Source organism: Brevibacillus sp. Leaf182 (assembly GCF_001423865.2).
Lineage (GTDB): Bacteria > Bacillota > Bacilli > Brevibacillales > Brevibacillaceae > Brevibacillus > Brevibacillus brevis_C.
In genome coordinates this window covers 39,124-65,546 of the sequence record NZ_LMPN02000016.1, presented here as the reverse complement: position 1 = coordinate 65,546, position 26,423 = coordinate 39,124, and the positions used below count along the sequence as shown (strand labels likewise).

At 48.7% G+C, this 26,423-nt stretch carries 27 protein-coding genes; 7 read left to right on the top strand and 20 right to left on the bottom strand.

Translation table 11 applies throughout. The features are described 5' to 3' along the window. Positions 1-68 precede the first annotated feature (68 nt). Both ASG16_RS06360 and ASG16_RS06355 read right to left on the bottom strand, forming a co-directional pair. Positions 69-1,034 (bottom strand): helix-turn-helix transcriptional regulator, encoded by a 966-nt coding sequence (locus tag ASG16_RS06360; protein ID WP_056491614.1) that lies wholly within the window; start codon positions 1,032-1,034, stop codon positions 69-71. A gap of 73 nt (positions 1,035-1,107) precedes the next feature. Next, entirely contained in the window at positions 1,108-1,758 is a 651-nt protein-coding gene (locus tag ASG16_RS06355; RefSeq protein ID WP_241970705.1) for a polysaccharide deacetylase family protein, read from the bottom strand. Between the two features lie 325 nt (positions 1,759-2,083). On the opposite strand from ASG16_RS06355, the gene ASG16_RS31490 reads away from it, so the two are divergent. Continuing rightward, complete coding sequence (locus ASG16_RS31490) at positions 2,084-4,087, top strand: ABC transporter ATP-binding protein (protein ID WP_082517258.1); 2,004 nt, start codon at positions 2,084-2,086, stop codon at positions 4,085-4,087. Positions 4,088-4,140: 53 nt separating this feature from the next. Here the strand turns inward: ASG16_RS31490 and ASG16_RS06345 are convergent, their stop codons facing one another. Together ASG16_RS06345 and ASG16_RS06340 are read right to left on the bottom strand one after the other, a co-directional pair. Continuing rightward, positions 4,141-6,372, bottom strand: a complete 2,232-nt coding sequence (locus ASG16_RS06345) for a heavy metal translocating P-type ATPase (protein ID WP_056491615.1) — start codon at positions 6,370-6,372, stop codon at positions 4,141-4,143. A 189-nt stretch (positions 6,373-6,561) separates the two neighbouring features. Further along, positions 6,562-6,858: a hypothetical protein gene (locus tag ASG16_RS06340; RefSeq protein ID WP_056491617.1), complete on the bottom strand. Its 297-nt coding sequence runs from the start codon at positions 6,856-6,858 to the stop codon at positions 6,562-6,564. A gap of 142 nt (positions 6,859-7,000) precedes the next feature. Between ASG16_RS06340 and ASG16_RS06335 the strand changes: the two genes are divergently transcribed. After that, positions 7,001-7,375 (top strand): ArsR/SmtB family transcription factor, encoded by a 375-nt coding sequence (locus tag ASG16_RS06335; RefSeq protein WP_035290894.1) that lies wholly within the window; start codon positions 7,001-7,003, stop codon positions 7,373-7,375. A 42-nt stretch (positions 7,376-7,417) separates the two neighbouring features. Here ASG16_RS06335 and ASG16_RS06330 read toward each other — a convergent pair whose 3' ends face one another. The 9 genes from ASG16_RS06330 to ASG16_RS06290 form a co-directional block, all read right to left on the bottom strand. Further along, complete coding sequence (locus tag ASG16_RS06330; protein WP_056491619.1) at positions 7,418-7,858, bottom strand: hypothetical protein; 441 nt, start codon at positions 7,856-7,858, stop codon at positions 7,418-7,420. A gap of 27 nt (positions 7,859-7,885) precedes the next feature. Continuing rightward, positions 7,886-9,295, bottom strand: coding sequence for a sensor histidine kinase (locus ASG16_RS06325; RefSeq protein ID WP_056491621.1), 1,410 nt, complete (start codon positions 9,293-9,295; stop codon positions 7,886-7,888). Next, positions 9,292-9,972, bottom strand: coding sequence for a response regulator transcription factor (locus ASG16_RS06320; RefSeq protein WP_048036069.1), 681 nt, complete (start codon positions 9,970-9,972; stop codon positions 9,292-9,294). The genes ASG16_RS06325 and ASG16_RS06320 overlap by 4 nt, the downstream gene beginning before the upstream one ends. A 272-nt stretch (positions 9,973-10,244) precedes the next feature. Continuing rightward, positions 10,245-10,862 carry an alpha/beta hydrolase gene (locus ASG16_RS06315; RefSeq protein ID WP_198674188.1) on the bottom strand — a complete coding sequence of 206 codons (618 nt, stop codon included), beginning with the start codon at positions 10,860-10,862 and terminating at the stop codon, positions 10,245-10,247. Then, positions 10,859-11,809, bottom strand: a complete 951-nt coding sequence (locus ASG16_RS06310) for a ring-cleaving dioxygenase (RefSeq protein ID WP_056491623.1) — start codon at positions 11,807-11,809, stop codon at positions 10,859-10,861. The genes ASG16_RS06315 and ASG16_RS06310 overlap by 4 nt, the downstream gene beginning before the upstream one ends. Positions 11,810-11,828: 19 nt before the next feature. After that, positions 11,829-12,470: a nitroreductase family protein gene (locus tag ASG16_RS06305; RefSeq protein ID WP_048036066.1), complete on the bottom strand. Its 642-nt coding sequence runs from the start codon at positions 12,468-12,470 to the stop codon at positions 11,829-11,831. A gap of 213 nt (positions 12,471-12,683) precedes the next feature. Next, positions 12,684-13,187: a DinB family protein gene (locus ASG16_RS06300; protein WP_056491627.1), complete on the bottom strand. Its 504-nt coding sequence runs from the start codon at positions 13,185-13,187 to the stop codon at positions 12,684-12,686. A 35-nt stretch (positions 13,188-13,222) separates the two neighbouring features. Beyond that, complete coding sequence (locus ASG16_RS06295; protein WP_056491628.1) at positions 13,223-14,311, bottom strand: saccharopine dehydrogenase family protein; 1,089 nt, start codon at positions 14,309-14,311, stop codon at positions 13,223-13,225. Continuing rightward, the gene (locus ASG16_RS06290) at positions 14,308-15,705 is read right to left on the bottom strand and encodes an MFS transporter (RefSeq protein WP_056491630.1); all 1,398 of its coding nucleotides are present in this window, start codon (positions 15,703-15,705) and stop codon (positions 14,308-14,310) included. Before ASG16_RS06290 ends, ASG16_RS06295 begins: the two co-directional genes overlap by 4 nt. A 134-nt stretch (positions 15,706-15,839) precedes the next feature. Here ASG16_RS06290 and ASG16_RS06285 point away from each other — a divergent pair, with 134 nt between their 5' ends. Further along, positions 15,840-16,925 (top strand): helix-turn-helix transcriptional regulator, encoded by a 1,086-nt coding sequence (locus tag ASG16_RS06285; RefSeq protein WP_056491632.1) that lies wholly within the window; start codon positions 15,840-15,842, stop codon positions 16,923-16,925. An 82-nt stretch (positions 16,926-17,007) separates the two neighbouring features. On the opposite strand, the gene ASG16_RS06280 is transcribed toward ASG16_RS06285, so the two are convergent. From ASG16_RS06280 to ASG16_RS06265, 4 genes are all read right to left on the bottom strand, one after another. Continuing rightward, positions 17,008-17,550, bottom strand: a complete 543-nt coding sequence (locus ASG16_RS06280) for a GNAT family N-acetyltransferase (RefSeq protein WP_241970704.1) — start codon at positions 17,548-17,550, stop codon at positions 17,008-17,010. Further along, on the bottom strand, positions 17,551-18,654 hold the full coding sequence (locus ASG16_RS06275; RefSeq protein WP_056491634.1) for a threonine aldolase family protein: 1,104 nt from the start codon (positions 18,652-18,654) through the stop codon (positions 17,551-17,553). Then, positions 18,651-19,877: a serine hydrolase domain-containing protein gene (locus ASG16_RS06270; RefSeq protein ID WP_056491636.1), complete on the bottom strand. Its 1,227-nt coding sequence runs from the start codon at positions 19,875-19,877 to the stop codon at positions 18,651-18,653. Before ASG16_RS06270 ends, ASG16_RS06275 begins: the two co-directional genes overlap by 4 nt. Positions 19,878-19,981: 104 nt before the next feature. After that, positions 19,982-20,551 carry a bifunctional transcriptional activator/DNA repair enzyme AdaA gene (locus ASG16_RS06265; protein WP_048036058.1) on the bottom strand — a complete coding sequence of 190 codons (570 nt, stop codon included), beginning with the start codon at positions 20,549-20,551 and terminating at the stop codon, positions 19,982-19,984. Positions 20,552-20,720: 169 nt separating this feature from the next. Between ASG16_RS06265 and ASG16_RS06260 the strand changes: the two genes are divergently transcribed. The 3 genes from ASG16_RS06260 to ASG16_RS06250 all read left to right on the top strand — a co-directional run bounded on the left by ASG16_RS06260 (position 20,721) and on the right by ASG16_RS06250 (position 23,175). After that, positions 20,721-21,653 carry a DNA-3-methyladenine glycosylase 2 gene (locus ASG16_RS06260; RefSeq protein ID WP_056491638.1) on the top strand — a complete coding sequence of 311 codons (933 nt, stop codon included), beginning with the start codon at positions 20,721-20,723 and terminating at the stop codon, positions 21,651-21,653. Between the two features lie 19 nt (positions 21,654-21,672). Further along, a complete protein-coding gene (locus tag ASG16_RS06255) occupies positions 21,673-22,791 on the top strand; it encodes a deoxyribonuclease IV (RefSeq protein WP_056491640.1) in 1,119 nt (372 codons plus the stop codon). Positions 22,792-22,875: 84 nt separating this feature from the next. Next, positions 22,876-23,175, top strand: coding sequence for an Ada metal-binding domain-containing protein (locus ASG16_RS06250; protein WP_056491642.1), 300 nt, complete (start codon positions 22,876-22,878; stop codon positions 23,173-23,175). Here the strand turns inward: ASG16_RS06250 and ASG16_RS06245 are convergent. From ASG16_RS06245 to ASG16_RS06235, 3 genes are all read right to left on the bottom strand, one after another. Next, positions 23,172-23,567, bottom strand: coding sequence for a hypothetical protein (locus ASG16_RS06245; protein WP_241970703.1), 396 nt, complete (start codon positions 23,565-23,567; stop codon positions 23,172-23,174). The two genes, ASG16_RS06250 and ASG16_RS06245, sit on opposite strands and share 4 nt — an antisense overlap. A gap of 10 nt (positions 23,568-23,577) precedes the next feature. Beyond that, the gene (locus ASG16_RS06240) at positions 23,578-24,357 is read right to left on the bottom strand and encodes a cyclase family protein (protein WP_056491644.1); all 780 of its coding nucleotides are present in this window, start codon (positions 24,355-24,357) and stop codon (positions 23,578-23,580) included. A 139-nt stretch (positions 24,358-24,496) separates the two neighbouring features. After that, the gene (locus ASG16_RS06235; RefSeq protein WP_056491722.1) at positions 24,497-25,300 is read right to left on the bottom strand and encodes a MerR family transcriptional regulator; all 804 of its coding nucleotides are present in this window, start codon (positions 25,298-25,300) and stop codon (positions 24,497-24,499) included. A gap of 93 nt (positions 25,301-25,393) precedes the next feature. Here ASG16_RS06235 and ASG16_RS06230 point away from each other — a divergent pair, with 93 nt between their 5' ends. After that, on the top strand, positions 25,394-26,404 hold the full coding sequence (locus ASG16_RS06230) for an alpha/beta fold hydrolase (protein ID WP_056491646.1): 1,011 nt from the start codon (positions 25,394-25,396) through the stop codon (positions 26,402-26,404). The last annotated feature ends 19 nt before the right edge of the window (positions 26,405-26,423 follow it).

Sequence of the window (26,423 nt, the reverse complement as noted above, 5' to 3'; positions counted from 1 at the left end):
TTCCCTTTTTCCATCTCTTCTTTGCTTTCAATATAAATCAACTCTACTGACAAAAATGGTCAGTGAATTTAAGTCGACTGATAAAAATGAAATAAATCGGCAGCGATGGCAGCCAAACGCTCTTTTACAAAGGCTGGCTCTTCCACTTGAATGGATTTTCCGTATGGCAAAAGATAATGAGGAAGGATCGAATGGGACATTTGCTCATCTACTTGAAAGATCACCTGTGCCTCGCTGCGCTCGATCACAGTATGTCCAAGATACCAATGACTGCATAAATCAGCGAGTGACTGTGGCCTTCCTTTGACTTTGATCAAAATGGTGTTGCCCTGCTTGTCTGCTTCCGGTAGTAAATTCGAGAGAAAAAAATGCCGCGCAGAAAATTCAGGTGGGCGTTGAAAGCTGGCTTCTGTACGTTCGATCTCATAGACACGATCTGCACGAAAGCTGCGAATGGTATTACGGAGATGGCAATAGGCAACGATATACCAGTTCCCCTTCCAATACACGAGCCCGTATGGATCGATATGACGCCTCTGTCTCGTTGTCTGGTAGGCTTTTTGATACTCCATCGAAAGGGTGTACCCATTGGCAACAGACAGCTCCAGCTCCTGTAGGGTAGATTCCAGAGAAGGATCAACAGGAGGCTGGATCACCTCGAAGCCGATACTATGTCGGTCAATCGCATCACGCTGCTCTTCATTTGTGTAACGTTTTAGCTTGGATATGGCCCTGTGTAAATCTGCGCCGAAGGGATACCCCGCCTCTTGGGCAAAAGCCGCTGCATGAATCAGGGCTTTTTGCTCGTTGAGGTCGAAAAACAACGGAGCTTCATTGAAATGCTGAAGTAAACTGTAGCCACCATTGTGTCCGGCATCGGAAATGATGGGTACACCGCTCGCACACAGTGAATCAATATAGCGATAAACGGTGCGAATATTGATCTCGAGAATCTCTGCCAACTGCTTGGCTGTCATTCGTTTACCGGTCTTCAACAGCCACAAAATGGAGAGCATATTATCGGCTTTGGACATTTTCTGATTCGCTCCCCTTAAAAGAAATCTTCTTATTCTACTAATTACCACAGATTCCAATCCATTTCCTCCTCTATCTGCCCCTTCTCCTTTTCTCGACAGGATCGGTTCTTTCCCGATAAGCTGCCAGTTGAAACAAGGCGGAAATGGTTGAGAAGGTATATGTTTGCTCACTTAACACCTCAATGACATAGGGCAAGGCGTCTATACTTCCCTTTAGCGTGTCTTTCGTACCGCCAGCGGAATGTTGAAGCACGACTGCGCCCGGGCGGACATGTCCCAAGATGTTTCTCGCGACCTGTGGACCAGTGAGACCTTTCCAATCCCAACTATCTAAATCCCACATAATGATTTCGTAGTCACTCGCTACAAGCATCTGGATGACTTCCTCATTTACTGCTCCATATGGTGGCCGAACCATTCGAGGTCTCACACCTACTACCTTTTCGATCTGATCTGAGGTACGTTCTACCTGCTCATGAACAGCCAAGAGCGGTATTTTCGTAAAGTCAGGGTGATCCCAGCTATGGTTTCCTACCATGTGTCCTTCCTTTACGATCCGCTCCAGTATTTTCGGGTTATACTTCACCATTTGTCCCACACAGAAAAAAGTTGCCTTTACCTGATAATGGGCTAATATGTCTAACACTCGAGGCGTCCACAACTGATCCGGCCCATCATCAAAAGTGAGCGCGATTTCCTTTGACTGACTGAGCTTGTTCACAAGCGTTGCCCTCCTTATCAGCCAGTATTCTGTTGCATTGATGCATAGTATGACTGGGCTATCATTTGGTAACGCTAAAAAAACCCCTATCGTGGGCTTTTGGCAAAATTCAGGAAAAGATCTGTATGGATATGCAACGGATAAAAAATTTTTTTAACAACGGTTTATGAATATAGTATAATGATGATAATGATTTTCATTTTCGTAAAAATTTATACTAGTGCGTATTCAAAGAGTCGACTTTTGGACTACCTCTAGTTAGAGAGATTGTTGGATATACATGGAGGGTTAATCACGACAAAGCATGCTCGAAAGGGAGGATTATATGGGAAAAGTTTTAGAAGTAAAAGATTTGCATGTGTCATTCGATACGTATGCAGGTGAAGTCAAAGCAGTACGAGGCGTCTCCTTCGATCTGGAAAAAGGAGAAACGCTGGCGATTGTTGGTGAATCTGGTTCCGGTAAATCCGTCACCTCACAAGCACTTATGCGCCTCATTCCTTCTCCTCCTGGACGCATTCCAAAAGGACAAGTTCTTTTTGAAGGAAGAGATTTGGTTACGCTTTCCGAAAAAGAAATGCAGGATGTCCGCGGTCGCGATATCTCGATGATTTTCCAAGACCCAATGACTTCCTTGAATCCGACGATGACTATCGGGAACCAAATCATGGAGAGCTTCATCAAGCACCAAAAGCTGAACCGTGCAGACGCGCGCAGCCGTGCTATTGAACTATTGGAAATGGTAGGGATTCCATTTGCCAAAGAACGTGTCGATCAGTACCCGCACCAGTTTTCCGGTGGGATGCGCCAACGGATCGTCATTGCCATCGCACTGGCTTGCAATCCAAAAATTATCATAGCCGATGAGCCGACAACTGCTCTGGACGTATCGATTCAGGCGCAGATTTTGGAGTTGCTGAAAGAACTGCAAAAGAAAATGGGTACCTCGATCATCTTTATTACGCATGACCTCGGTGTCGTTGCTAACATGGCAGACCGTGTAGCAGTTATGTATGCAGGTAAAATTGTGGAAATCGGTAAAGTCGATGAAATTTTCTACGATCCTAAGCACCCCTATACATGGGGGCTATTGGGTTCCATGCCTAGCCTCGATGCCAGCGATGAAGAGCTGATGTCCATTCCTGGATCGCCGCCTGATATGTTCAAGCCACCTGTAGGTGATGCTTTCGCGGCTCGTAACCCCTATGCGTTGAAGGTCGATCTGGAATATGAACCACCGATGTTCAAAATCTCCGATACGCACTATGCGGCAACATGGCTCCTGCATGAAATGGCACCTGACATCAAGCCGCCTGCTTCGGCTGTGAGACGAAAAGTCAATTCGGATGAAGCTACCGAGGCTCCAGTAAGCACCAAAAAAACCTTCAACTACGAGAACCGTGAGAAGCTGGTTGAAGTCAAAGATTTGAAACAGCATTTTGACCTCGGAAATGGTCATACGCTGAAAGCTGTAGATGGTATCACCTTTGACATCTACAAAGGGGAGATCTTTGGTCTTGTGGGTGAATCCGGTTGCGGTAAATCCACTACAGGAAGAACCATCCTTCGCCTATACGATGCAACTGGCGGAGAGGTCTTGTTCAATGGACAAAGTGTACACGGAAAGAAAACACTTGAAGAAAAGAAATGGCTCAACCGCAAAATCCAGATGATTTTCCAAGACCCGTACTCATCGTTGAATCCACGTCTGACTGTATCCGACATTATTGCGGAAGGTCTTGACATTCATCGTCTGGCAACCAAGGAAGCACGCATCGCCAAGGTACACGAGCTGCTGGAAACCGTTGGCCTCAACCGCGAGCACGCAAACCGTTACCCGCATGAGTTCAGCGGCGGACAGCGCCAACGGATCGGGATTGCACGGGCATTGGCTGTTGATCCGGAATTCATCATTGCCGATGAACCGATCTCTGCTCTCGACGTGTCCATTCAGGCCCAGGTCATTAACCTGCTCAAACGCCTGCAAAAAGAAAAAGGCCTGACTTATCTGTTCATCGCCCATGACCTGTCCATGGTTAAATACATCAGTGACCGCATTGGTGTTATGTACCGCGGACGTATTGTGGAGCTGGCAGAAAGTAATCGCCTGTACGAGAATCCGATTCATCCGTACACCAAATCGTTGCTCTCGGCAATTCCATTGCCAGACCCTGATTATGAGCGCAACCGTAAGCGCATCGTTTTCGATGATCAGGAATATTTGCAAGATCAAGGAGAAGAACGCGTCTTGCGTGAAATTGAGCGGGGTCACTTTGTCGCTTGCACCCAGAAAGAATTCGAAAGATACGGCGGCGGCGTCTTGGTATAAAAACTTGCACAGAAAAAGGGAGAGAGCTTCAACGGCTCATCTCCCTTTTTTATTTAGTCCTTCATTCGCAAGAGTCTCATGCTGTTCAAGATGACAAGCAATGCGGCTCCTGTGTCACTGAGCACCGCCAGCCACAAAGTTAGATAGCCTGGGAAGATCAACACGAGTGCGACCAGCTTCACGATGATCGAAAACCAGATGTTTTGCTTGATAATCGCGAGTGCTTTTCTGCTGACCTTCATCGTGTGCGGCAGCTTTTCGAGATTGTCAGCCATCAGTACGATATCAGCGGTTTCCATTGCCGTATCGGTGCCAGCTCCACCCATGGCAATCCCCAAGTCAGCTGATGCGAGAGCAGGCGCATCGTTGATCCCGTCACCCACCATGGCGACGACCTTGCCTTCTTGCTGTAGTCGCTTGACTGCTTCTACCTTATCTTGTGGCAACAGCTCTGCAAAGTAACGGTTCACACCAGTCTGACTCGCGACCTTTTTCGCCGTACCCGCATTGTCACCTGTCAGCATCACGATGTCTTCGATACCTGCGGCCTTGAGCTTGCCAATGGCACTAACCGTAATCTCACGAATGGTATCGGCAACGGCAATCATCCCGATCAATTTCGTTGCGGTACCGATAACCACCAATGTATGTCCTTCACTCTGTAATGATTCGATTTTTGTTTGCCATGCCGACAGATCGATTCCCAGCTCTTGAAACAGGGCGGGCTTTCCTGCATAAAATGTTTCGGTTCCAATGACAGCACTCGCCCCTTTTCCGACGATCGCCTTGAAATCTTGCCCACTCTGGGAAGCGACCTGCTTTTGTTTCGCATAGGTGAGGATCGCTTGTGCAATCGGATGGGAAGAACGCTCTTCAATCGTTCTGGCGATCGACAATACTTCGTCTTCGATTCCCTCCATCTCGATAACCGCTGCAACCTGTGGCTTCCCTTCCGTCAATGTGCCCGTTTTATCGAAGGCAATGGCAGTGATCGCTCCTGCCTTTTCCAAAAACGTACCGCCCTTGATCAGGACGCCGTTTCTCGCTGCGTTTCCAATCGCAGATACAATCGCAACGGGCGTGGAAATAACCAATGCGCACGGGCAAGCAACAACCAGCAGTTCAAGCCCTCTGTAGAACCATTCTCCCCAGGTACCGAGTCCGAGTAATGGCGGGAATACGATCACGAACAAAGCAAGCACGAGCACGATGGGCGTGTAGATCGCGGCGAATTTGTCGACGAATGCCTGAGTAGGCGCTTTTTTCTCCTGCGCTTCCTCCACGAGATGAATGATTCTGGCAATCGCTGTATCCTCCACCAGCTTTGTTACTTCAATCTCCACCGCGCCGCTTTCGTTGACACTCCCTGCAAAAACACTGTCGCCGACCAGCTTATCTACGGGAATCGATTCACCTGTAATCGGGGCCTGATTGACGCTCGATGTCCCGTGTACAATCACACCATCCAGCGGGATTTTCTCTCCCGGCTTCACTACGATGACTTGGCCGACAGCAATGTCCTCAACTGACTTGCGGGTAAGAGACTCTCCCACCTTGACCCATGCCTCAGGCGGAGCCAAATCCATTAGATTGCGTATGGAGTCGCGCGTTTTTTCAATCGACTTGGTTTGCAGCAGGTTTCCGATGGAAAAAAGCCAGACGACCGTCGCACCCTCCAGCCACTCACCGATTAATGCTGCTCCTACAGCCGCTACAGACATCAATACGTTCATATCCAGTGAACCACTTTTCATCGCGTAAAAAGCACTGCGCGCAGGTCGGTAGCCACCACTTATGATCGACAACGCATAGAGAACAGTAACGACCAGCGGAGATATGCTAGGCGATAAGGAACCTAGAAAACCGAGAGCTAACAGCACACCGGAAATCGTCGTCAGTGCCGTCCCTGCTTGATCCGTTTTCGGTACGGCTGTGGCCGTGCGCCTCGTAAGCAGCATGGCGCTGTATCCAGCTTTGGCGACTTCCTTGACCACCGCATCTTCTCCCAGCCCATCCGCGACGAGCTGCATTTTACCCGTGGAAAAGTTCACGTTTACCTCTTTTACGGCAGGCAACGTCTGCATATGCTTTTCCAGCGATTTGGCGCACGAACTGCAATCCATACCTGTAACGCGATAGACAACAGCCTGTGAAGAAAGAATGCCTGCGCTTTCAGTTGCCGCAGCCGCAGGCTCGAGAACCGTGAGAATTTTACCAGCATGCTTATGCTCACTTCCGCATTGATGCCCACTGCAACACTCATCTTTTTTTCGTTCTTCTGCCATCTGTTCTCACCTTTTCCAAGCATCTATTTTGCCCAGCTTCGAATGAAATCAATCCACAAACATTCAAACAAATATTTAATTATTATATTATCTTATCCTTCTGGTTCGTTCAAGAATTGATTTGAATATTTCGCCCATTTTTTTACAAATCGGGAATAAAGAAAAAGACCCCTATTACTAGGAGTCTTGTTACTTGGTACGGGCTTCTACTGGTGTTGGGGTAGTCTGCCAACGCTCCCCACAGTCCAGACATTTGCACTTGATTACTTTACGCTTTTCTAAGGCAAGACGAACGGCAAACAGGATAAAGGCTCCTGATAGTCCGAGGAACAAAAAGATGACAGGAGTCCCTTTCACCGAAATGCCGATCAAGGCAAGCACTGCCAAAACCGCTACATAAATGGTTATGTATAATGGCTTATTGATCGATTCCGTCAAATCGATCTTTGCAGAACGGCACTTCGGGCACTTTGGTTGCGCACTCATGGTATTCTCTCCCCATTTCTTGGATCATGTTCATCTTACACGAAAACGGAGAGGGACACTACACTGCCATGAAAATGTCGTTTTTCCTTTTCACTTTCTCCGCGAATGTCTATAATAGTAGGACATTGTAGAGCATGAGGTGATGGTTACAGTGGATGACATCTGTGAAATCCAATGTTTTGATGAGGAAAAAGTAAATCGGTTAAAGCCGTTCGCCACAGAATCAGAAGGGGTAGCAAAAATCTTCAAGGCGTTGGCCGATGACACCCGCGCCAAAATCATTCACATCCTCTCGATGGAAGACGAGCTCTGTGTCTGTGATGTGGCTGCTATCATCGGAAGCTCGATCGCTAACACCTCCCACCATCTGCGGCTTCTTCGCAACATGGGACTAGCCAAGTACCGCAAAGAAGGAAAGCTCGTTTTTTACTCGTTGGATGATGATCATGTACGCCATCTCATATCTGCGGGGATTGAACACGCCAAAGAACAGAAAACCATTGTCCGAGCTACCTGATTGCTCGGGCTTTTTTATTTCTCCCGCATTTTAAACATTTGATTAACCATGGCGGTTGACACTCGTTTTCCCGGTAAAACGCTGCCTGATCGCCGCTATTCCCACAAATATAAGGAAGTAACATATCGAAGCGAACACAAACACTGTTGCCTGCGGATAAAACAATGCAGCTTGCGGATCAACACTTATTAGCCATTGAAAAAGTACAGGAGCATAGCCGATGACAGCATATCCGGCGCAACGAACTACGTATTTTTTCCACCCGATTACGTGCGATCGACTCACTAGCCAGTCCACGAATACCGACAGCCATACGAAGACAATCAGGTTCATTGCCATGCTCAAGAGCACACCCAGCAAATACTCTTGTCCGAACCCGTACGGCGCGCTTGGATCACGATAAATGTAGATGATCAACGCAGCATACAGACCGGTAATGAAAGCGGATATGACTGCGGCGAGAACACGCATGCCGATATTCATGGAAAATCACTCCCTTGCTTCGCTTCGTTATGCTTCGTTTGTCGTTCGCGCAGTAGGATGTTCACCCGTCGGTAGGCTGACCGTGACCGTTGTCCCTTCGCCTATCCGACTTTGAATGTGAATGCTGCCTTTTGCGACCTGCAAAATTTTTTGCACGATAGAAAGACCGAGACCGCTTCCCGTGGCTTCTCGATTGCGTGACTTGTCTCCTTTGTAAAAACGGTCAAAGACATGCTCCTGCTCTTCTTCTGACATGCCAATCCCCGTATCCCGAATGGTCACGACGATTCGCGTATCCTTCTGTATCGCCATGTAAATAGAGCCAGCCGTAGGGGTGAATTTGATACTGTTGGCAAGCAGGTTCATCCATACTTGATTGAGCAACTGCTTGTCACCGACGATGAAAGTCTCCGGTAAAGTCAGCTCCATCACAAGCTTTTTTTGTTGCCACTGATGCTGCAAAACTAAGAGGACTTGCCTGATCTGCTCATCCAGACGAAAACGTGTCGGTTCGTACAGACCTGTCTCTTTGTCCAGGGAAGCGAGCGTCAACAGTTGCTTGCTCAAGGAAGACAGCCGCCTGCTCTCCTCTTCGATGATAGTCAAGTACGTTTCCCGCTGCTCGTTTGTCACACCACCGCTGCGGATGGCTTGAGAAAAGCCTTGGATCGATGTCAATGGAGACTGGATTTCGTGAGAGACATTGGAGACAAACTCTTGGCGCATCTCGTCGAGTTGTTTGAGTGACTCTGTCATCCTGGCAAAATGCATGGCCAACTCGCCGATTTCGTCCCGGCGAGCGATGTCCAGGTGGATGTCGTACTGGCCTTCTGCCAGCCTTTTGGTCGCATGGCTTAGCTTCTCGATCGGCTTCACCAAATAACGGGTAAATATCAAGATCAGGATTAGGCTAAGCACAAACATCGCTGCCAACAGCAAGGCAAACATAATATGCACCTCACCAAACTGCTGCTCAATATTTGGCCGTACAAACAGGGCGTAATTTTTCCCTTCTGCTGTAAGCGGCAAGCCAATGCTGTTTTTTAATGTATTCTCAAAAAATCCGGTCACAAACAAACCGTGCTGTTCTTCTGTAATCCCTCTGTAAGTCTCACCCGCCAACACTTTTTGAACGATGGCAGGCTCTATCTGCTGATCGCGAAAAGGTGCTCCGAATTGGCTTACTTCGCCATTCTCATCCACGAGGTACAATTGAAAATTCAAATTGGCAACGTGGGTCATGTAGGCGGGCAGGTCGAGTGTGGATTTATGCTCGTACAAATCGATTATTTGCTGGCCGATGCTCGTGATTTTTTGTTCATTATAAGCACGCAAATTCCGTTGATAATACTCATTTGCCAACAAAAATCCAAGTGTGCCACTGATCAGTACAATGGCGACGAAGGTAAGAACTACCCGGACGTAGAGAGATTTCACGTGCCTCGTACCTCCAGCTTGTAGCCTAAACCGCGAACGGTAGAAATGACAAAGTCATTTGTTTTCTCCGTAAATTTATCTCGCAGCCGCTTAATATGCACATCGATGGTACGACTATCACTCTCAGTATCGCCGCCCCACACGAATTCCAACAGTTGATCCCGAGTAAAAATCCGATCAGGAAAACTGGCAAGCTGGGCAAGCAGTTCAAATTCCTTTAACGGTAAATGAATCAACTCATCTTTTACCTTCACCACATGGCTGATACGATCGATGACAGTATCGTTTATGACGATGATTTGTTTGCTGACCATCTGATAACGACGCAGCAAGGCCTTGATGCGGTACAGCAATTCGGTAGGCTCAAATGGCTTGGTCAAATAATCATCCGTCCCCGCCAAAAAGCCTTTTTCCTTATCCCGCACCTCTCCCTTTGCCGTTAGCATAATGACAGGGAGGTCGTAAAATTCCCGGATCTCCCGGCACAGCTCCCAGCCGTTTTTGCCTGGCATCATCACATCCACGATGGCGAGCTGGACAGATTCCTGTTCCAACAGCTCCGAAGCCTCATTTCCATCCACACAAGCCAAGACGTTATATCCCTCTTTTGCTAAGTAAAATCGCAATAGCTCACGTACATGTGGATCGTCATCTGCAATCAGAATCGTCAGTTTCATCAAGCTGGCCCCCTTGTTACTCCGCCCTCTGGTTCTCCTGCTTCATTATTTTGAATGATACTCACTTGTTTACCATCCTGCAAATCGTCACTACGTGGATCAATAGTAAAGAAGCAATATGAACAAGAGATGAACGAATCCTGCTGGCTCTTGTAGACTCTTACACATCTGATTAAATCTACGGGAAACATGCTCTTTTCCCGGAAAAACAGCCGTTTGCGCACACAAAAAAGCGGCAGACACCTAAGCCCGCCGCTCTTGTTATTCATCGATTACTTGCGAAACATCTCTGTAAACCACGCAGCCGAAGCCTCTACTTCCTTCACCGTCAGCTGATGACCATACGAATCCCAATGCACAGTCACGTCAGAACCTGCTTCTGTCAGTAGTTGGTTCAGCTCCTCCGTCTCTTGTGCAGTACAGATCGGATCGTTCGTGCCCGCTCCGATGAAAACCGGGATGGCTGACATATCAGGCAGAGCGATCCCACGTCGTGGAACCATTGGGTGGTAAAGAATCGCCCCTTTTAGCGGATTCGGGTAATGGAACAGGAGACTGCCTGCGATATTCGCCCCGTTCGAATAGCCGACTGCCACGATATTATCTCGCTCGATCTGATACGTAACCGCCGCCTGATCCAAAAACTCATGCAGCTCCTGCGTGCGGTAGACCAAATCCTCTTCGTCAAAAACTCCCTCTGCTAGGCGTCGGAAAAATCGCGGCATACCGTTTTCGAGAACATTCCCACGGACACTCAGTACAGAAGCGCCTGGATAAATGCGATTGGCCAGTGGCAAGAGGTCGTTTTCATCTCCGCCCGTTCCGTGAAGCAGCAACAGTGTCGGTACTTCTGAATCGGTTCCTTTTCGAAAAATATGCTTCAAATTCATGATTTATCTTCCTCCAACACTCTGACTGTAATCGGCGGCAAGCCTTGCTCAATCTGGGCACGACGTGGCTCATACCACTCAGGGAGCATCAGTTTTTCACCCAATGTGTCAAATGGCTCATCTCGTTCAAAGCCTGGAGGATCGGTTGCAATCTCAAACAAAATCTCGCCCGGCTCGCGGAAGTAGATGGCGTTGAAATATTGACGGTCAATAATATCTGTCGGATGGAGACCGGATTGAGCCGCACGCTGCTGCCACAGTTGGTGATCCTGATCATCTACTGCACGCCATGCGATATGGTGGATGGTACCTGCGCCACCTGCTCCTCTTGGTATTGGTTCGGCATTCACGTCAATGATATTGCCCAAATCGCCGTGAGCCTGGAAGCGGACAAGGCCGTTTTCTTCGCCAACTCTAGTCAGTCCCATCAGTCTCTCGAGAACATCCATGGTATGGGCTGGAGCCATGCTGTACAGGATCGCACCGCCGAAGCCTTTGATCGCCTTGTCAGCCGGTACTCCGCCAAAGGACCATTTGCTTGCTTGGCCGCCTTCACGTTCTACGATCTCCAACTGTAAGCCGTCTCTGTCCGTAAATTGCAGATACGTTTCGTTAAAACGCTCCACGCGGCGGTACTCGATTCCGAATTTATTCAGTCGATCCTCCCAGAAGGAAAACGCCCCCACCGGAATCAAGAAAGTCGTATATCCCACCTGCCCACCGCCCACGCGTCCGCGGCGACCAGATTCCCACGGGAAAAAGGTGATCGCGGTACCTGGGCTGCCGACCTCATTCCCGAAGTACAGATGATACACATCTGGCGCATCGAAGTTAATCGTTTTTTTCACCATGCGCAATCCGAGAAACCCTGCGTAAAAATCAACGTTATTTTGGGCGCTTGTAACAAAAGCCGTGATATGGTGAATTCCTGCTGTTTGCTGTGTCATTTTGAATAGCCTCCTCAAATTATGATTTACTTGCTTGGAATGTGTTGTAGCTCACGAACTCTCCAACGGGCTTGCGGTATCCTCTGACACGCTGGCTGGATGTATCTTCTTTTCCAATCGTGATCATCAGAGCTGGCACAAAGCTGTCCGGAACCTTTGCTATCTCTTGGACGGCTGCTGGATCGAAGCCGATCATCGGGCACGTATCCCAGCCTTTATCCTTTGCAGCGAGCATGAACAGCATTGCGGACAAATTGGCATTGCGGATCGCTTCATCTCGCTTGAACTGCTCTCCTCCTGACTCGTACATCGCTCTGACTGAAGAATTGTTGTGGTCGTACTCGCGTTGATCCATGATCCCTAAATGAAGAAGACCTTCATTGATGCGCTCTACGCTTTGGTATGCTTCCTTGTCTCCAAATACAAGCACAACTGCCGAAGCGGTTTTCACCTTATATTGTCTATATGCGGCTTCATATACACGCTCCTTGGCTTCCGGATCGGTGACAACTACATAATGGGCATGCTGCAAATTGAATGCAGATGGTGCGAATTTGACCAGCGACATGATTTCATCGATATCAGCAGGTGTTATCGTTACGTCCGTTAGAAACTTGTTTGCGGACCTTCTGTTTTTTACAAGGGTAGTGAATTCACTCATGGGACTTCCTCCTCGATTTTCTCTATCTCATTCACTTTCGAATATCTTAACTTAAAGATAATAGCGTATAAAAATGTTCCTGCTTGGGGAAGTAGGATGACGATGTAACGAAAATTAAATATCTTGAATTTAAGATAATTATAGGACCAAAATTCTCCCTTGTCAACAGCCCAAGGCCAGAAGAATGAAATCTCTTCCAGCCCAAGGCTCTTGTCAGTTAGCGTACCAGTATAGAGCATATTCGGTCATGACAGAAGGATACCCCATTTGGCGCAGCATCGCCGTTATGTTTCCACGATGATACGTTCCGTGATTGACCACTTGCATGATGATTTCTGCCAAGCTCGTATCGCGTACTCTCGTGTACGGATTGTCGAGGACAATACGACGCTCCAAATCTTCTTCTTGGCTGAGAAAAGCTTTGAATTGCTCGACCAGCTTGGCATACATCTGCTCTACTTCCTCCAAGCTTTTTCCCGTTAATTCCTTTTCCTCCTGCCATGCCTCATTCAATGCCGCTTGCATGTCCATGCCTTGCAATATGCGAATCCAGCCTTGGTCCACCATATAAATATGCTCCATCACTTTTGCTACTGTCGGGAAAACGCTTTGGACTTCTTGCTCGTAAACACCTTCCGGAAGTTCCTTCAAGCGATTGATTAACGTCTGATTCGCCCACGCGTGAAAATCATACATGTTTTTGGCATAGTGTGTCATAATAAAGCCCCCTCTTTGGTTCGTCGATAGCTCTATCATAGACCGGCTTCCCTGACAAATACGGTCAGCGATGCTTTTTGCTCCAGCCAAAATCTCATTTTTTCTAAAGAAAACAGTTGTTCTATGTGGTGGACTCCTGGAAGAAACGCTTCTTCATACAGTGATTTTGCTACGGCAGCCGCCACCATTGCGGTCATGTTGGACTGATCGCGCCCGTAAAGCAGACACTCTACTATCGCCTCGTTCGTTCCCCGTTTTCCCCGTGCTTCTACCTTGATGGCAAACCGATCGTCCCCCATTTTCCAACGACCAAACGCTTCAATCGTGGCTTCCCGTACTTTTGGTTGATGAAGTAGTCGGCAAATTCCTATGCTCTTCAAGCCTGCTACCACTCTCGTCATCCCATCCAGGTCAAAACAAAGTCGGGTAGATACTGTGGGGATATCTAAAGTGCGCGCCAATGTCTGCTGATCGGAAAACGGAAATCGATACGCGTGCTTTTTCCCCAGCTCCGGTCCAAAATCAACGAGTTTGCCCTCTGTCATGCTCTCTACGGTCACTCGCTGATGCTTGTTCATCACCTCGTAGCTTGTGCACAAGTTATCGACAGTCCATTCAATCGCAGTCTTCCCATGCCGATCACCGAGACCAAGCATAATGAAGATGTCCAGCTCACTCACCTGATCCAGCAAGCGATGAGCTTCCCCTGCGAGCAGGTTGGTCAGACCTGGCGCCAGTCCTACACTGAGCACGGCAGTTCCCATGTTCTTCGTTTCAGTTTGGCTCCCCCTTTGTTCGATTTGCGTCAAAAAATGGCCATTCGCCGAAATGTCGAGATAATGCGTTCCATTTCGCACACACCCATCCACAAAAGCCGTATTCGTCTGATCCAGACACATGACCACCAGCTTGACTTTTTCCAGCATACTTTGGTCCAACGGCTTGTGAATATCAAGTTGCACCGGCAGCACCTTTCCATTTGCTTCTCGGCAAAATGCTTCAGCCTTCTCCAAGCTGCGTCCGGCAGCATACACCCGTCCCGGATATGCTTCACCCAAATTGTTGCATATGATTGCCCCTACATGACCGTACCCTCCGACTACCACAATTCGATCCTTGCTCATGCCTTCTCCACCTCTGCGCCTCTCTTTTTCTGCCGTTCCAGACGTCCCGCATACCACCAGACCAACAATCCGCTCAGGCAGATCAGTCCACCTGCTTCAAAAACCGCACGATACGCATCGATCACCGGCTGCACAGCTTGATTCGATTCGCCGTTCATCATGCCCAGTCCCAACGCTGCGCCGACCACCATCCCTGCATTGCGCGTCAAGGCGATCATGCCTCCGATCGCACCCGCATGCTCCATCGGAACGTGGCGCATGATGTAGCTGTTGTTGGGCGAAGCAATCAGCCCCATACCTGCCCCTACCAAAGCCAGTACCCCGATGATTTCCACCGTAGATAATGCCTCTAGCCAGATCGCCAAGACGGTCATCCCTACCCCCATCGCACCGAGACCGGCAAAAATGAGTGGTCGTGCCTGAAAGCGGTCGGAAGCCCAGCCACTAAAAGGACCCGTCAGCTCCAGCAGCAGTGGATAAGCAGTCATCATATACCCTGCTGTCAAAGGAGAAACATGCGCTTGATCAAGCAGGTAGAACGGCAGGACAACCAGTACGAGATTAGCGAGCACAAACGAAGTGAAACTAATGAACAGTCCACTGGACACAGCCGATAGGCGAAAGACCGCTACGGGTAAAAACGGTACTGACTGTCGCCGCTCCCACCAGACAAACGCCCATGCCAAGACGAGAACACCTCCAAAAAGGATGAGCATCCCTTCTGAATTCCAGCCCCACCCGTTTCCATTGGAGATTGCGATAATGACTGAGCTGACCAGCAGCATGAACAGACCTGCCCCAAGTAGATCAAGTGAACTGGCCTTCTTCGTCTGCTCATGAGAAGGAATGTAACGAAAAGCCAGCCCCGTAGCCAAGATAGCGACAGGAACATGAATCAGGAACAACCACTCCCAGCTCAGCCACGACGCGATCATCCCACCTGCAATCGGCCCGGTCATGCCGCCAAGCGCAACAACTGTACTCATGATCCCCAGTGCCCTCCCCCGCCTTTCTTTTGGGAGCAAAATCGCAATGAGCGCGATATTGGTGGCCTGGAACATAGCCGCTCCGATGGCTTGCACGATTCGTAGCGCCAACAGCATCGTGATCGTCGTCGAGAATGCCACCAAGACAGAGCTTACCGTAAACAGCAGGAAGCCGTAATTGTGCAGCACGCGATGCCCATATCGATCTCCCAGCTTGCCCATGAATGGAAGAAGAGACGCAATGACTAGCAAATAACCCGTTGTAATCCACTGTGCAATCGCCAGCTCCGTCTGGAAAATGTATGTGAACTGAGGGAGCGAGACATTGACAATCCCCGCCGTAAAATGAGACAAGAATGCACCCAGACAAATCGCGATCATCATGAAAAAGCGCTGCCGCTGGCTCATATGGTCTTTCCAACTCCTCGCGTATCTTGTAAATTTAGACTAAGAATTATTCTCAATTATAGAGAGGAACGAGGAGAGCACCATCCCACAAAGCTGGGATTTTCTAATGTCAATAGACGTACAGGAGAATGCAGATGAGCACAAATCGGGAAGCGAGCAAACGAAAAGTGATAGCACTGGCTGAACGCTTTTCTCACTCCTCACAAGACTATCGGACAGCGCTCTTGCAGCTATTGCGAGAGGTCGTCCCTTTTGACGGGGCCTGCTGTACCGCCGTTGATCCGCAAACACTTTTGTCCACCGGAGCCATTACAGAAGACGGGGTGGAAGCGATTCATCATGGGATTTTTGAGCATGAATACTTGCGCGAGGACTTTAATCGGTATGATGATCTGTGCAAAGCGGCTGAGCCTGTCGCTACGTTGAGTCAAGCGACCGAGGGCCAGCTTGAACGCAGTGACCGCTATCGCAATGTTCTGCTCCCCGCCGGTTTTCATGATGAAATGCGTGCTGCCCTCAAGTACGATGGTGCATGCTGGGGTTATTTAACGTTGTTTCGTTCGCAGGGGCGTCCCTTTTTTTCCGAGCCAGAACGTGAATGTATTTTGGCTTTGGCGCCGCTGATTGCTTATCAGTTGCGAAAGACGAGTCTGTCCTTACCTGCTGAGGAGAATACGTGGATAGAAGAAGAGATGGGGATATTGATGCTGTCGGATCAGTTCACCTTACTCGCTGCCAATCCTACAGCAGCAAAATGGCTGACCCTGCTGCGCCAATGGGAGTCAATTGATCGCGATACCTTGCCCCGACCAGTGCGAGCAGTTTGTTCGCGGGCACTCTCTCAGCTAGCAGAAGCAGGTCACACGACGTCCATGGCAAAAGTCTGCATTCGCATGCCAGATGGCCCTTACATGACGATTCAGGCAAGCCCCATGAATAGCCAAAGCAGCGGGGTCCACTTGGCTGTCTTGTTCGGTCCCGCAAAACCTGCTGACATGCTGCCGCTCATCGCCGAAGCATACGGATTGTCAGTACGGGAGAAGCAAATACTCGACCAGATTGTCCGCGGCGCTTCCACGAAGGAGCTCGCACGCACACTGCACATCTCCGCCTATACGGTTCAGGATCATTTGAAGTCCATCTTCGCAAAAACCGGAGTGTCCAGCAGACGAGAGCTGATCTGGCAATTGTTTACCCGATTTGGCGTACAGGCGAACTAGTGAAAACCTAACCAAAAGCCCCCTTCTTACAGCACACGCTGCCAGAAAGGGGCTTTTAAACAAAGCTACTACTTGCAACCATTCATGTTGAAGCTGTCAAATCGAGATGAAAAATCAGCTCCTCGCCATACTCGCCCGCAAATCTCCATCCCTGATCGACGAGTCCCGCCTTTTTATACAGTTGGATCGCCGGCGTATTCGTATGATGCACCGTCAACACGATTTCATCTCGCCCCGGGTAATGCTCTCGCGCGATGTCAGCCAAGCCATGGAATACTCGCAAAGCATAGCCCTTCTTTTGATGGCGGAAATCGATCGACAATGATTTGAAAATAATCGCCTGGTCATTTGGTGTGTAGGGATTGCCTGTGGATGGTGTGAATAAGGCAAAACAGCCGATCAGATGGCCTTGGTCGAAAACTACATACGGCTTATAACCAAGATTGTTTTGAGATGCTTCGATCACATCAACTGGTAAAGACGTGTAGATCGCTTGTTCCTGCGGCAAATCGTAAGCCATGATCGAAGGGTAGTCGCTTTGTTCGTACTGTCTGATAGTGAACATATCGATTCCTTTCTCTTCTTTCGGAAAAATTCGCGGCAGCCCGGTATGAATTTGATTCATTTACTCGGCTTTTGATTTCTGCCCTATTTTTTGATACAGCTTTTCGAATGCCAACCCTAGCTCTTCCTTCGGGATCATCGCATACCGATCGCCAATACTTACCTCATAGGAGCTAGAAGATTCGTCGTCTTGTCTTACATAATGCGTGAAGCCAATCCCTGTTTCTTCACTAAGTGAGACCATGATACGCTCGAGCTCTTCTTTCGACAAATCTGCGTGCACATGAAACATGTTGGATACAGGCACGACCGGTCTCGTGGATATCCCCTGGCATTGGTTGTAGAGTGCCGCCAGCTCTTTTGCATCCTCGTAATATTGACTGAACTTATGTTTTCTCTGCTCAAAATGGTATTCTGCCGTGACAATATACGGGTACAAACTAATCAGGTCCCCGCCATGACGTCTTTTCCATACCTTCGATTGCTTCGTGAAGTCTTCATCTCCAGCCAGGATCGCTCCGGCAATTCCTCCTATCCCTTTGTAAAAGGAAACGTACACACTATCGAACAACGCGCATACCTCATCGGCTGACTTCTGGTAATACGGCAAGATTTCCAAAAGCCGGGCACCATCCAGATGCAGACGAATTCCTTTTTCCCGACAATAACGGGAGATCGCCTCCAAATCCTCATACGCGGGCAGTTGTCCGCCAATCTCACGCTGCGGCAATTCCAGCAACAGGCACGCGATATCGTCGTCCATGCCGAGAACATCGTCCAGTTCAATCACTCTATCTTTATCCGCCAGCAAGACAGCCTCGATCTGATGCAGCTCCTTCAGCCCATCTTCCTCGTGAATCTCCAAGTGGCAGAGCGGATGATAGGCGACCTTTTTGATTCCCTTCTCATCGCACCAGAGGCGTAACGCGATTTGTTGGGCCATCGTACCGCTGGGAAAGAACACGGCAGACTCTTTGCCCAAATATTCGGCCATCTTTCGCTGAAAATTCTCGATGAGCTCCCCTTTTCCGTACATATCACCCTCTACATGCCTATCCACCCTGGACAGGACCTGCTGCAATTGATGGATGTCTCTCTTGCTGTGCCCAGTGATTTGATAAGTCGTCTTTTTAAATACTTCTCGCAAGGTTTTCGTATCGTTCATCTTGGCAGGGCTCCTTTTTCTTTCTCATCTTCAATCGCTTGATAGGCAGTAGTCCAGAAATCAAGGAAAGCACCAGGTGGTTGTGGTGAATCCATCAGACGCTGCGTCAAGAGAATGCCAATCATTTCTTCCTGCGGATCTGTGTAGGCTGACGTTCCGAAACCACCGTCCCAGCCAAATCGCCCAGGCACTGTCCACAGATCATAACGCCTTATGTTTACGGCCATTCCGAAGCCCCAACTGCTATGTCCACCGAAGAAAACGTGGAAATCAGCCTTCTGTTGTGCTGTCAGATGATCCATTGTCATCAGCTCTACAGATGGACGGGACAAAATGCGCTCGCGTCCGTAACGTCCCTTGCCCAGCATCATCTGGCAAAATGCCAAGTAGTCGTCCACAGTGGAGACAAGCCCTCCACCACCTGACTGGAAAACCGGCGGCTTGCTCCACTGACCCGTTCTCGGATCATCGTAAACCTTCAGTCCTCCATTGGTGGAATCACTTATGTAACTCGGTGGCAGCCTATCCAGCTTCTCCGTCGGAACATGAAATCCGGTATCCTTCATGCCAAGTGGCTCAAAAATACGTTCCTGTAGAAATGCTCCCAACGATTGTCCGGTTACACGTGAAATAAGTACTCCCAAGACATCCGATCCTATATGATACGCCCAAGATTCTCCCGGCTGGTGGATCAGTGGCAAGCTCTCGAACTGCTTCATCCATTCATCTGGTGATTTTGTAGGGAGGTCCGGTCCTGGGACGAATCCCTTTTCTGCCATGGCGCGCTGAATGGGATACACATCCGGGGGAGCCATGATATATCCGAAACCAAGCTGAAAGGTAAGCAAATCGCGCAGTGTAATGGGGCGCTTAGCTGGTACAGTGTCATCCAGCGTACTATCGATTCTGCGCAACACCCGGCGCTGACTCAGTTCCGGCAGCCATCGATCTACACTCTCATCCAGCCGCACCCGACATTCCTCCACCAATATCATGGCGGCTACTGCAACAATCGGCTTTGTCATGGAAGCGATGCGAAAAATCGTGTCACGCTGCATCGGTTCATCGCCTTCGAGTGATTGCGTACCAATCGCCTCGACATGCACCTCACCTTTCCGATAAACCAGTGAGACCAGTCCTGGCAGTTCTCTGCGCTCGACATAGCCACTCAGCCTGTCATGCATGCGTCCGAGTCTGTCTAAAGAAAATGCTCCCTTGCTCATCCCTTAACCCCTCCGTCCGTTTTCAAAAAACTCTCATGGAAGTGGTGGTTATTCTCGGATGCAGATACTTCTTACTTCTAAAGATATCACATTTCACAAGCAGCTTATGTCGTTTGTTGTTTGACGTACAGATGACGATATTCGCTCGGCGTCTTGCCCGTCATTTTTTTAAACAACGTGATAAAATACGGCGTATTCGGCATTCCTACCAATTGCGCAACATCCGCGATCTGGTTGTTCGAATGAGCCAGCAGCTCCCGCGCCCTTTCCATCCGCTTTTTCTGGATGTACTCCACGGGCGTCATATCCATGAGTCGCTTAAACGTCCGCTGCAAATGAAACGGACTGCCATGGCACATATCAGCCAAATGCTCCAACGTCAGCTTTTCGTTATAATGAGAATCAATATATTGTGTAATTTGTGCCACCCACTCACGATCAGGCAACCTCTCTCCCGTGGGCTTGCAACGTTTACATGGACGAAATTCTTCCCGCAGGGCTTGGCTTGCATGTTGGAAAACCCGCACGTTCTCCCTCTTCGGCGGCTTCGACTTGCACGACGGTCTACAAAAGATTTTCGTCGTTTTTACCGCATAAAAAAATTGATCATCGTAAGACGCATCGTTATGAATAATGGCCTGCCATCGCTCATCGGTTACCCGTTCCTCCAACACATGTCATCTCCTTTGCCATAGCCGTTTTCGAATCGCTTGCTCTTACCGACAGTATACCCCCACGGTACGTGATCCGTACTGCTAGAAGATTAAAATAGCAAGATAACGAAATGACAATATCGCTTTTCTTATTATAAAACTAGGAGGAAGTCAGACAGGAGGTTTTCGCATGACAAGCAGTCTATCCCACTCGGCTTGGGTCGATAATAGAGAAGAAATAATCTTGTCCGTGCCTACGGAATTCAGTTTTTCGCAAAATCTTCAATACTTGTCCAGAGCATCCAACGAATGCATGTTTCACATTCAAAACGGGCGCCTCTACAAAGCCATCCCGATGGAACAAGGTCCACAAGTGGTCGAAATTCACGCAGATAACGAACAAGGATTGACTGTGCGTTTTCTCAGCCCTTCTTTGCCCACTGAAAAAGTCCGGATAGAGGTAGCTCGCTATGTCCGGGATTGGTTCGATCTCGATCGAGACCTGGTTCCGTTTTATGAGCTTGCCGCAGGGGATGCTCTTCTAAAGCAGGCCGTTGAAAAGTTTTACGGGCTGCGGACCATGGGCATTCCCGACCTGTTTGAAGCGCTCAGTTGGGGAATCATTGGACAGCAAATTAACCTGACCTATGCGTACACCCTCAAGCGGCGGTTGGTAGAGACATTTGGAAAACGGGTAGAGTTCGAAGAAGAGACGTATTGGCTTTTTCCCACAGCGGAGAAAATCGCTGAATTGACCGTCGCTGATCTGGATGAATTGCGCATGACGACCAAGAAATGCGAGTATTTGATTGACGTCGCACAACTCATCGTTGAAGGGAAACTATCGAAAGAGCTATTATGGGACGGAGGAGATTATCAAACCGCGGAGAAACGATTGACCAGCATCCGCGGGATTGGACCGTGGACGGCCAACTATGTGCTCATGCGTTGTCTGCGAATGCCTTCTGCTTTTCCCATCGATGATGTCGGCCTGCACAATGCGATCAAATTTTTACTAGGCAAAGAAAAAAAGCCGACCAAAGCAGAAATACGAGAGCTGTCCAAGGCTTGGACGAATTGGGAGTCGTACGCTACTTTTTATTTATGGCGTTTTCTTTATTAATCAAAGGGGGTTCTATCCTATGCTAAAAATAGGTTCGCACGTATCATTCTCCGGTAAAGGACTGCTAAATGCCGCCGAAGAAGCAGCCACTTATGGCTCGAGTACCTTTATGATCTACACCGGTGCACCGCAAAACACCCGCCGCAAGCCGATCGAGGACCAGTACATTACGGAAGGCAAAGAAGTAATGGCGAAGCAAGGCGTGGATGAAATTGTGGTACATGCCCCATACATTATTAACTTGGGCTCTTACAAGGACGATACCTATGAGCTCGCTGTCCGTTTTCTGCAAGAAGAGATTCGCCGGACGGACTACATTGGCGTCAAAAATATCGTGCTGCACCCTGGCGCATACACGGACAAGGATGCGGAGTACGGCATCGCCCGGATCGCAGAAGGCTTGAATGAAGTGCTGACAGGTGTCAAAGACACCAACGTGAACATCGCACTGGAAACTATGGCGGGCAAAGGAACGGAAATCGGTCGCAGCTTTGAGGAAATCGCGGCCATCATCGAGAAAGTAGAAGACAACAGCAGGCTGACCGTCTGCATGGATACGTGCCACATTCACGACGCTGGTTACGATATCGTCAACGACTTCGATGGCGTCCTGGAACAGTTTGACCGGACAATTGGCTTGGATCGTCTCGCCGTCGTTCACTTGAATGACAGCAAAAACTTCCGCGGGGCAGGCAAAGACCGCCACGCGCCAATCGGTGCGGGACTCATCGGCTTTGATGCGATGAATTACATCGTGAACCACGAGAAAATCCGCCACCTGCCACTTGTACTGGAGACACCATGGATCAGCAAGGAAAAAGGCAACGAGCGTCCGATGTACGAAGCAGAAATCGCCCTCTTGCGCGGGGAAGTGGACAAGCGCTTCGGCAACGAATTCATGGATCATGTGGAGCGCCTCGATTTCTTTTTCCGCAAACAAGATATTACCAGACGCGAGTATGTGGTTGGGATTTGGGAGCTGCTCAAAAGCGACGCGAAGGCAAAGAAAGCCGATGGCCGCGAGCCGATGGAGCGCCTGTACGATATGGTGAAGGAAGCGAGATTGTTCCCAGAACTCAACGAAGAGCAGATCAACCACCGCTTGACCGCCTACTTCGCGATTCCGAAATACTCGTAAGGTAAGAAACACTTCATGTAGGCTGACTGTGGTTTCCTCCTTTTGGAGTGAACAGGACACACTACCAATAAAGGAGGGAGCCATATGCCTACGCCGAAAAAGCCAGCACCTCAAGATGCTGACTCTATCAAAACATACACCCTGCTCGGAGCTGATCGCTCCTTTTATCAAAGTGATACTCCGGGTACATTGGGGGGCTACCGGCCACGCAAAATATACGGCCGACTGGATTGCCCCTCTGCCATCAGAGCTATTACGCGAGGCGGTTATGTCCGTCATCGCGTATTTTTTGCGGATGAAGCTACTGCTATTGCTGCGGGGTATCGGCCTTGTGCTGTTTGTTTACGGGAGAAATATTTGTTGTGGAAAGTCCTTCCCCTTTAAGGTTTTAGAACACCTGCGGGGATTCGAAAAAGTACATAGTTGCCCGTCCACATTTGTGACGTGATGATCAGCTTCTCTTTCCCCCGTTCAAAAAAGTATCCGGCCCCTTCTTGCTGGATAAAGGTCCAGCCTTTTTCTGTCACCGCTCGTTTCATCGCTTCTGCCGCTGAAGCCTCATTCGCTTGCGGCCCATACCCATACCAATCGACGTTTTCCTCTGTCGTCAATTTGACGATGGTACCCGTGTTTTCGCCCAACAGCTCCGTCACTTCTCTTTTTGACTTGGAATCGAATGGCAATGCAGGATACCCGATCAGAGAAACATTCGCGATCATAATGAAACAAAAGACCAAGAAAAGTAGGAGAAATAAAACTTTCACTCGCTTGTTCATGCCTATGCAACTACTCCTCTTCTTCAAAAATCGCAACAGGACGCGCCCATCCCGCGCTCGCTCCTTTCACTTTTACAGGAAACACAGAAACGGTAAACCCGTAGGGCCTCGGCAATTGCTCCAAATTTGCCAGCTTTTCAATTTGGCAATACTCTTTCTCTTTTCCCACATAGTGAGCTGCCCATAAAACGCCATCGCGCGGATTTTGTTTATAATCAGCGGCTTGAACGGAAAACGGAATATCCCATCCCCACCCATCGGTTCCCATGACCTTGATTCCTTGATCGATCAGCCAATGTGTTGCTTCAGCGGATACTCCTGCATGTGATTGAAAATAGTGCTCTTCATAGTATCTTTTATCCGCATCCGTCCTGATCAGGACAATATCGAACGGTTTCAGTTCGTATTGGATTTGGGCGAGCTTCTGTTTTACATCATTCGCCGTGATTTCATAGCCAGACGGCTTTTCACTAAAATCAAGCAGGACACCATCTCCGTAGAACCACTCCAACGGCAACTGATCAATCGTTTTCGCTGGCTCTCCCTCTGAAGTAGGCCAGTAATGCCATGGTGCATCTACATGTGTTCCTGTATGTGTCGTGAGTGTCACCGTTTCACTCGCCCAAGCCTTCTGTTCGGGAAAATCCGTTGGTTGCAATCCGAAATACTGGGCAGCCTGGACAGCCCCTTCTTCATGGCTATTGTATTGAATTTCAGGCGGAAACGGTTCTTTTGCCAGACGATCAAGAGGCACACTCAAATCAATGAACCGACGCACTTTTCTATTCATAGCAGAATTCCCTTCTTTCCCCTTTGGAATTTTCTGTATTTTTTATCAACCTTACTGTACTACCTGCCTCTACCAGCGTCAAATGAACATACATAACAAAAGGCCAGTACCTCGTCGTCTATACAGGTACTGGCCTTCTTCATGGCGATTCTATGGGAATTTGTACTTCTACATACGTATCGCCCCCATAAGGGGATTGTAGATAGTTTTCTCTGCCTGGCTGATCTTTTTTGATCCGGTATTGATTGCGCTCTATCCATTTTGCCAAGTCAATGCAGGCCGTAGAAGGAATGAATGGCTCTACGCGTTGGACCAGGGTGGCCATCATCGGCTCCTCTGGCAGCATACGTATTTCCAGCATGTCGGATGGCAAGAAAATGTCCTGTTTGAGTACATAGCCGATCTCCATTTCGAATGCCGTCTCGTCTCTCTCCGATTCCTTCCACAAAACGATGGGAGAAAGCATCCCTCTCTGCTGCTTGCCTGCATAATGAGCCAGTCGATCGAAAAGCATCGGAATCTCTTCCACCGTACCCTCTGCACGGAACGAGACAACTTTTTGGGCTTCGACTCGTTTAAAGACAACTTCTTGTTCTACGTACCCCTTTTGCTCGATTGACAGCAGACGCTCCTTGATTCGATTCAATCGTGCTTGCTCCTCCTCAAGTAGTTGTTCCATTTCCCTTTCTTTTTGCCTGAATATGCCTTGTAGTTGGTCCATGGACATCTCTTCATGAAGCAATTGCTGAATTTGCTGCAACGTAAACCCCAAGTCCTTGTACATAAGAATTCGATTGAGCGTAACCAATTGCTCTGCTGCATAAAACCGATAGCCAGTTTCTTTGTCGATAGCCGCTGGCTTCAAAATGCCAATTTGGTCATAAAAGCGAAGCGTCTTTAAGGACACTCTGCTCAATCGGGAAAATTCACTGATCTTAAACATGGAAAAACCCCAATCTATCATTCCCTTGACTTTCCCCTGTACGGGAACGTTTATAGTTGAAAAAAAATCATGCTTACAAAGGAGCAATGCGAGATGGATTACGACATTTTTCACTTGGGAGAGGTTAACTTGCAGTCAGGAGTGACACTGCCACATGCATTTATTGCTTACAAAACGTATGGCACGCTCAACGCAGCCAAGGATAACGTCATTATATTTCCTACATCGTTTGGAGACCAGCATTACCAAAACGAATGGCTCATCGGGGAAGATAAGGCTTTGAATCCGAAACAATATTTTATCATCATTCCCAACATGCTCGGCAACGGGCTATCGTCCTCCCCGAGCAATACAGCCAGCCCGTATGATCAGGCCCATTTTCCACACGTTACGATCTACGATAATGTCGCACTTCAGCATCGACTCATTACGGAGAGGTTTGGCATCAAAAAAATTGCGCTGGCAACCGGCTGGTCGATGGGGGCCATCCAGGCTTTTCAGTGGGCAGCGAGCTACCCAGATATGGTTGAAAGATTGGCTCCTTTTGCCGGAACCGCAAAAACATGGCCGCATAACATCGTCTTGATCGAAGGGATACGAGCAGCATTGCAGGCCGATGTAGCTTGGAATAACGGGCAGTATACAGCATCTCCCGAGGTTGGCTTGCGTACCTTGGGGCGCGTTTATGCGAGTTGGGGGTTTTCACAGCCATTTTATCGCGAAGAATGCTATAAAGCTTTGGGCTATGAGACACTTTCCGAATTTATCTCGGGATTTTGGGAGGAGAGCTTTGTTCCTTCGGATGCCAATGATTTGCTGGCGATGATGTGGACGTGGCAGCATGCCGACATTAGCCAAAATGAAAAATACAAGGGAGACTTTGAGGCGGCGTTACGAAGCATCCAGGCACGAACGGTTGTGATGCCTGTACGGACTGATTTATATTTCACACCAGAAGACAGTGAATATGAGACCAAGCACATCCCTAACGCTACCTTTAAACCGATTGAATCAATCTGGGGACACTTGGCTGGGTTTGGTCTTAACCCTGTCGATACCGCGTTTATTGATGCCACCTTAAAAGAACTGTTGGGGACAAATTGAAAATACGAAGTAGAGGGAC